This window comes from Lentzea jiangxiensis (assembly GCF_900104175.1).
Classification (GTDB): Bacteria; Actinomycetota; Actinomycetes; order Mycobacteriales; family Pseudonocardiaceae; genus Lentzea; species Lentzea jiangxiensis.
In genome coordinates this window covers 220,581-228,180 of record NZ_FNIX01000010.1, presented here as the reverse complement: position 1 = coordinate 228,180, position 7,600 = coordinate 220,581, and the positions used below count along the sequence as shown (strand labels likewise).

General features: G+C 71.9%; 5 protein-coding genes and 1 tRNA gene. 2 read left to right on the top strand and 4 right to left on the bottom strand.

What is annotated here, in order from left to right:
• Nucleotides 1-536: fasciclin domain-containing protein (locus BLQ91_RS25070; protein ID WP_143022797.1), on the top strand; the 536-nt coding region annotated here is incomplete at its 5' end.
• Between the two features lie 78 nt (nt 537-614).
• On the opposite strand, the gene BLQ91_RS25065 is transcribed toward BLQ91_RS25070, so the two are convergent.
• The 4 genes from BLQ91_RS25065 to BLQ91_RS25050 form a co-directional block, all read right to left on the bottom strand.
• Nucleotides 615-1,994, bottom strand: a complete 1,380-nt coding sequence (locus BLQ91_RS25065) for a DUF4241 domain-containing protein (protein ID WP_090100326.1) — start codon at nt 1,992-1,994, stop codon at nt 615-617.
• An 88-nt stretch (nt 1,995-2,082) separates the two neighbouring features.
• Nucleotides 2,083-2,156, bottom strand: a tRNA-Lys gene (locus BLQ91_RS25060).
• 78 nt (nt 2,157-2,234) lie between these two features.
• Nucleotides 2,235-2,846 (bottom strand): lysoplasmalogenase, encoded by a 612-nt coding sequence (locus tag BLQ91_RS25055; protein ID WP_090100324.1) that lies wholly within the window; start codon nt 2,844-2,846, stop codon nt 2,235-2,237.
• Between the two features lie 43 nt (nt 2,847-2,889).
• Nucleotides 2,890-4,092 (bottom strand): amidohydrolase, encoded by a 1,203-nt coding sequence (locus tag BLQ91_RS25050; RefSeq protein ID WP_245733795.1) that lies wholly within the window; start codon nt 4,090-4,092, stop codon nt 2,890-2,892.
• Nucleotides 4,093-4,279: 187 nt separating this feature from the next.
• Between BLQ91_RS25050 and BLQ91_RS25045 the strand changes: the two genes are divergently transcribed.
• Nucleotides 4,280-7,459 carry a S8 family serine peptidase gene (locus BLQ91_RS25045; RefSeq protein ID WP_143022796.1) on the top strand — a complete coding sequence of 1,060 codons (3,180 nt, stop codon included), beginning with the start codon at nt 4,280-4,282 and terminating at the stop codon, nt 7,457-7,459.
• Nucleotides 7,460-7,600: the final 141 nt, after the last annotated feature.

Genomic DNA, 7,600 nt, shown 5'->3' with positions numbered 1-7,600 from the left:
CGACGACCTCGATGGCCCCGTCGTCGTCGGCGATGGCGGATCCGGCCTCGAACCTCGTCGGTCCGGGTTGTGCCGACTACGCGAAGCAGGTGCCGTCCGGTGCCGGTTCCGTCTCGGGCATGGCCGCCGATCCGGTCGCCACCGCGGCGAGCAACAACCCGCTGCTCACGACGCTGGTGAGCGCGGTGTCGGGCAAGCTCAACCCGAAGGTGAACCTGGTCTCGACGCTCAACGGCGCGGAGTTCACGGTGTTCGCGCCGGTCGACTCGGCGTTCGCGAAGATCGACGCCGCGACGATCGAGAAGCTCAAGACCGACGACGCGCTGCTGACCAAGATCCTGACGTACCACGTGGTTCCCGGCCAGATCACGCCGGACAAGATTGCGGGTGAGCAGAAGACCGTGCAGACCGGCACCGTCAAGGTCAGCGGCTCCGGCAACGCGATCAAGGTCAACGACGCCAGCGTGATCTGCGGTGGCGTGAAGACCGCCAACGCCACGGTGTACCTGATCGACTCGGTCCTGCTGCCCGCCTGACAGCGGTGACTCCGGCCGGGTCCCGCGACGCCGGGGCCCGGCCGCGTTCTGCTGGTGCGCCGGCGACGCACGAACTGATCAGCCCGGTTCGGCGTCGGCCAGATCCGGCACCCGGAAGTCGAGGACGAAGCTGCCGGGCGAACCGTCCTCGGTGCGCCCGAGCCACACGAGGCACGCGCCGTCGCTCCAGCCCGGCACGACGACCATGTCGGTCCTGGCGGAGGACAGCGTGCGGTAGGGCGCTTCGCCGGTCGTGGTGGCGTCGGCGTCGGCGAACTCCGTCACGCCGGTGTGGTCGACGAGCGCGAACGTGGCGGTGTCGACCGGGTTGCCGAAGAACTCGCCGTCACCCAGTTCGAGTTCGTGGTCGCCTGCGCGCAGCGCCTGCTCCCACGAGGTGACCGGCTCGTCCGCGACGGTCACCCGGCACGCGGCCGTCCACGTGGAACGGCCGGTCCTGTTCTCCCACACCTGGAACACGTCCACCGCGTACTCGCCGGGCGGGGCGGTGACGGCCAGGGGAGCGGACCCGGCGTCGAGCCAGCCCGGGTCGCCGGCGAGCAGCCTGCCGCTGGGCAACCGGATCCTGCCGGCGGGAACCCGCCGCACGCTCAGCACGCGCCCGTCCGGCACACGGAACCGCGTGCCGTCGGTGGTGAGCTCGGTGACGTGCCGCGGCCGCAACGGGTGCGGCGGCCGCCAGGGGAACTCCGCCGGCACCTCGTCCGGGCCGGACCGCACGGTCACGGGACCGGTCAGCCCGGCGAGCGCCGCCCAGCCGTTCACCGCGGGGACGGCGACGTCGTCCGGCGGCCGCGTCGGCTCCGGCCACCGCTCCCACTCGCGCGAGGTTTCGAACGACCCGCCGCCGGCGAGCTCCGCGTGCACTGAGACCTTCTCGATCCCCGCCGTCGCACCACGACGGACCCGGAACCGCACCGCCGGCCGGTCGCCGTCGAACTCCTGGGCGCCCTTGCCGGCATAGCGCCAGCCGCGCACCTCGAACAACCGCAACCGCCCGTCGGGCCAACGGCGGCGGGCGACACCGCGGTAACGGCGGCCTTCCCCGTCGAGGAACCACACCTCGGCGTGGTGGGCCGCCCAGCACACCTCGACGACCGCCCGAGCCACACCGCCGACCAGCAACACGACGGCGTACTGGGCGCCCGCGGCGTCCTGAGCCCGTGCGACCGCTTCGGACATCGGCGACACCGGCGTCCGCGCAGCGGAATCCCATCCCGCGCAGCACACGACCTCCACCGGTTCGTCCGTGGGATCGGGCGCGGGCACCTGCGGCAGTTCCTGCCCGGCGAACGGGTCGGCGGCGCGGGGTTCACGGGGAAGCCACTGCGCCACGAGCCCGGCGGCGAGCACCGACACGCCCAGGACACCCGACAGGATCGCGGTGCGCCGGGACAGCAGCGTGGGGGATCGGTTCTCCGGCGCCGGGGAGGTCACGGTTCGCGATCGTACGGAGGCCACCGGAGTCCGGTGCCCCGAACGCGGAGAAGCGGGCCGAGAATGATCTCGACCCGCTTCTCCGGTGTACGCCGCCAGGGACTCGAACCCCGGACCCGCTGATTAAGAGTCAGCTGCTCTAACCAACTGAGCTAGCGGCGCTTGTTCACGGTGCCGGAATGCTTGCTGTTCCGACGTGAAGAACGTTAGCACAGCGGTTCCAACGGGTTTTCACGCGGGTCACCCGGTGGACTCCTCGAAGCCCGTGTGGATCAGGTACTGCGCCGCCGCGTAGGTCGGCATGACCCCCGCCGAGGCCACTCGCGCCGCCCGTCCCGAGAGGACGAACCGGCTCGCGCCGAGCAGGGCGTCGGACACCGCGAACAGTGCCGCACCACCGAAAACGCGTCGTGCGCCAGGTCCGCGCACGGTCGACGCGGCGGCCACCATCGTGCCGAGGGTGAGGGCGTAGAGGCCCACGGGGCGTCCCATCGGTCCTGCCGCGCGGGCGAACGCCGCGGCTCCCGCCGCCGAAGCAGCGACGATCGGCACGACGGCCGCGCGCGAGCCGGGCGCCGAGCGGCGGGCCAGGGCGGCGGTGTAACCGAGGTGCGCCACCAGGAAGCTGGTCAGACCGGTGCGGAACGCCCGGTCGGAGTCGCCGAGCAGGGCGACGTCCCCCGCCCACGAGCCGGCGAGGCCGACCGCCATGCCGGGGTCGCGCGGAGGCGTGACCACCGCGAGCGCGGGCATCAAGGCGGTTTTGGTGACCTTGCGCACTTTCCCGGTGCGGCGCACCGCTGCCGCGATCGAGTCGGCCGCTGCCGCGACCGCGTACGCCTGCTTCTTCATGTGCACCTCTCGCCGTTGAGGCCGCCGGACCAAGTGGACGGTGTCACGCCGGAGACCGGCCGAGCCAGGTCCTCGCGGCGACGACCAGCGCGTCGACCCCGGTGGTCAGCGTCGGCTCGATGTCCGGCGCGTACTCGGGGGAGTGGTTCATCGCCACGGGCTGACCGGGTTCGCGGCGGCCGAAGTCGGTGCCGCCGAGGAACCAGAACACGGTCGGCACCCCAGCGGCGGTGCCGAACACGCCGACGTCCTCGCTGGCGTTGACCACCGCGCCGGGGATCAGGTTGTGCGTGCCGAAGTGTCCGGCGAACGCGGTCATCGTCCTCGTCGTCGCGTCCGGGTCGGACACGAGCACGGGAGTGCCGTCGTACCAGTCGAACTCGGGCTCGCGCGGCGCTCCGGACGCGGCGGCCTCGGCGCGGGCGATCCGTTCGACGGCGGCCCGCACGATGCCGCGGACGTGCTCGTCGAACGTCCGGATGTTGACGCCGAGCTCGGCGGTCTCCGGGATGACGTTCTCCTTGGTGCCGGCCAGCAACCGCCCGACCGTGACGACCGCGCGTTCGCTCGGCGCGACCTCGCGCGCGACGATTCCCTGCAGCCGCACCACGACGTGCGCCGCCATCAGCACCGGGTCGACCGCGGTCTCCGGCGCCGACCCGTGGCCGCCGCGCCCGAACAACGTGACGCGCACCGAGTCCGACGCGGCCATGAGCGGACCGGCGCCGTGCGCGATCATCCCGGCGGGCAACGGGCTGACGTGTTGCGCCAGAACGATTTCCGGCGTGCCGAACCGGTCGAACAACCCGTCCTCGACCATGGCCCGCGCGCCGCTGCCCAGTTCCTCGGCCGGTTGGAACACCACGAGCAGCGTCCCGGACCACTCGTCGCGCGTCCGGGCGAGCCTGTCCGCCGCCCCGACCAGGCAGGTGGCGTGCATGTCGTGACCGCAGGCGTGCGCGACCGGCACGTCCTCGCCGTCCGCGGTGGTCGCACGGGCCGTGGACGCGTACGGCAACCCCGTCGTCTCCTCCACGGGCAGCGCGTCGATGTCCGCCCTGAGCATCACGACCGGGCCGTCGCCGTTGCGCAGCACGCCGACCACGCCGGTGCCACCGACCTCGGTGGTGACGTCGTACCCCAAGGGCCGCAACGCTTCCGCGAGCACACCGGCCGTGCGGAACTCCTGCAGCGACAGCTCGGGGTGCTGGTGCAGGTCGCGGTAGAGCGCGTGCAGATCAGGCACGTCGGTCCCTTCGGCTGGCGGTGGTTCGAATGGTAACGACCTTCGCTGATCACCTGATTGGCCGAATCGGTAGGCCGCACCCGGAATCGGACACAAGGTGCGAACCTCGTCAACGAAACCACTCTCTGCGGTATTCCTGTCACTGAGGGCAACATCACCCTCTAACGCCGAACAAGGGGAGTTCGCGTTGAAAAAATCCATACTGGCCGCCGGGCTGGCGGTAGCCGTGGTCGCGTCCACGGTCACCGTGCACCCGGCGATGGGGGAGACCACCGCACCCGCGCCGTCGTGGGCGGGTGGTCTGACGACAACGGTCACGCTGCTCACGGGCGACGTCGTGCACGTGAACAACGGGCAGGTGCGGACGGTGGCGGCGGAAGGCCGTGAGCACGTCCGCTTCCACCACCACACCGACGAGCGCGGCGACCTGCACGTCGTCCCGGTGGACGTGCAGCAGAAGATCTCGGCCGGCGCGCTCGACCGGCGGCTCTTCAACGTCTCGCTGCTCACGCGGTCCGGCTACGACGACGCGGAGCGGGACACGATCCCGTTGATCGTCCAGGGCGGCGTGGGCGCTCGTGCGGCGGACGCGAAGTCGTTGCCCAGCATCGGTGCCCACGCCGTCACCGCCGACAAGAAGGGCGGGTTCTTCTCCGCCGCGCGCTCGGCCGGCGACACCAGGGTGTGGCTCGACGGCAGGGTGACCGCCACGCTCGACCGCAGCGCCGCGCAGATCGGTGCGCCGCAGGCGTGGCAGCAGGGTCTGACGGGAGCCGGCACCACGGTCGCCGTGCTCGACACCGGCATCGACGCCACGCACCCGGACCTGCAGGGCGCCGTCGTGGAGGAGAAGAACTTCACCCCCGCCGCCAGCGCGGACGACCGGCACGGGCACGGCACGCACGTCGCCTCGACCATCACCGGCGACGGCAAGTACAAGGGCATCGCCCCGGACGCCGAGCTCATCAACGGCAAGGTCCTCGACGACGGGGGCGGCGGCACCGAGTCCGGCGTCATCGCGGGCATGGAGTGGGCCGCCACCAAGGCGGACGTCATCAACATGAGCCTCGGCAGCAGCAGCCCCAGCGACGGCACGGACCTCATGTCGCAGGCCGTCAACCGCCTCACCGCCGAGCACGGCGCGCTGTTCGTGGTCGCGGCCGGCAACTCCGGTGCCCCGGTCGGCTCGCCCGCGGCCGCCGACGCCGCGCTGACCGTCGGTGCCGTCGAGCGCGACGACAGGCTGGCGAGCTTCTCGAGCCGCGGCCCGCGTGCCGGTGACGGTGCCATCAAGCCGGACATCACCGCGCCCGGTGTCGGCATCGCGGCGGCCAAGGCCCGCAACGGCGTCATCGGCACCCCGGTCGACGAGGGCCACGTGGCGCTGTCCGGCACGTCGATGGCGACCCCGCACGTCGCGGGCGCCGCAGCGGTCCTCGCGGCGAAGAACTCCGCGTGGTCGCCGTTGGAGATCAAGACCGCGCTGATGAACACCGCCAAGCCGTTCGCGGAGTCGAGCGTCTACGACCAGGGCGCCGGCCGCGTCGACCTGACCCGAGCCGCCACCGCGAGCCCCGTGGCCACCCCGGCGAGCCTCAGCCTCGGCACCGCCCGCTGGCCGCACGACGACGACCAGCCGATCACGAAGAAGATCACCTACCGCAACACCGGCACCGAGCCGCTGACCCTCGACCTGACCGTCGCGGACCAGAAGCCGGCCGTGGCGGGCGTGTTCAGCGTGTCCCCGGCGAAGCTGACCGTTCCCGCGGGAGGCACCGCCGAGGCCTCGGTCACCGCCGACACCCGAGTGGCGGGCCCGGACGGCGTCTACGGCGCAGTGGTCGTCGCGTCCAACGGCGTCCGCGTGCCGATCGGCGTGCACAAGGAACCGGAGAGCTACGACCTGACGCTCGACCACATCGGCCACGACGGCAAGCCCGCCGCGGCCTGGCGCTACCTGCTCATCGACTTCGAGAAGCGCAGCGTCCTGCAGGGTGCCGCCCCGACCGGCAGGGCGACGGTCCGCGTGCCCAGGGGCCGGTACCTGCTGAGCACGTTCTTCGAGACGCCGAGCGGTGACCCGGCGGTCCGCGCGAAGCTCACCGTGGCCTACGACCCGGCCGTCGAGGTCACCGCGGACAGGACGGTCACCTTCGACGCCCGCACCGCCAGCGAACCGTCGATCACCGTCGACCGCCAGGAGGCGGCGCAGGTGAGCGGCTCGCTGACCGTGCAGATGATGACGCCGGCGTTCGGCTACGGCAGCGGCTGGGGCACCGACACCTGGGAGGACTTCTACGTCCACCCGTCGTCCACGTCGGCGCCGGAGTTCGAGTGGACGGCGAGCAGCGTGCTCGCGAGGAAGAACGCCGACGGCGGCTTCCAGGGCAGCCCGTACCAGTTCCACGCCCTGGCCGCCGGCGAGCAGAAACTGCCCCCCGCGATCAGGCACCACGAACGCGAACGGGACATGGCCCGCGTCGAAGCGAAGTTCAAGGCCCGCGTCCCCGGCTCGACCGGTGTCCGCAACAACGGCGTGCGCGGCGCACTGCCGTTCGAGCTGACCGAGTTCTACACGCCCGGCGTGGACTGGAACCGCTGGCTGGCCGAGGAGACCGACCCGAACGCGCTGCCGACCTTCATCGACGACGCGGCCCCGAGGACGTTCCGCCGCGGCGCGAAGAGCACCGAGCAGTGGAACACCGCGGTGTTCGGCCCGGCCTTCCCCGCGGTCTCCGAGCAGCAGACCGCTGCCTGGGCGGGCCGCCTGGGCGACGAGCTGTTCGTGAACGCGCCGCTGTTCGCCGACGGCACCGGCGAGCACTCGACGTTCGACTTCGACGCCGCCACCGGCACCACGAAGCTGACCGCGAACGGCCGGGTCGTCGCCGAGTCCTCCACACCGGGCCAGCTCTTCACCCCCGTCCCGCCGGCGAGGACGGCCTACCTGTTGCACGCCGACAGCACCCGACCCGGCGGGACGTCGAAGGTGACGGCCGACTGGACGTTCACCTCCGGAACCGTCGCGGGTGAGGTGCCGGAGGTGCTGCCGCTGCTCGCCGTCAGGTTCGAGCCGAAGCTCGACGACTCGAACCAGGGCAGGGCGGGCAGCGTGCTCACGGTCCCGGTGACCGTGCAGCGCAACGGCGCTCGCGGCGACGTCACCGACGTCCGCACGCCGCAGGTCGAGGTCTCCTACGACGAGGGCGCCACGTGGCAGCGCGTGCTCCTCTTCAAGGCGGGCGGCAAGTGGCTCGTCACGCTGCTGCACCCGAAGAACGCCAAGTCGGTGTCCTTCAAGGCGAAAACCTCCGACAGGAACGGGTCCGTCGACCAGGCGGTCCTGCGGGCGTACACCCTGAAGTGACGCACGGACGGGGAGGGGCTCACGCGCCCCTCCCCGTCCCACGCACTGATCATCTCATTTCCGGTCGATCGAACCCTTGCCGAGCCGTTCGCCGTGCGCGCTACTCTGCTGGGTCTATGACACCGGTCGGGCAAGAACCGT

Bases quoted from the DNA above. Each gene is read 5' to 3' on its own strand.
- BLQ91_RS25055 (WP_090100324.1), bottom strand. From the start codon at position 2,846: ATGAAGAAGCAGGCGTACGCGGTCGCGGCAGCGGCCGACTCGATCGCG.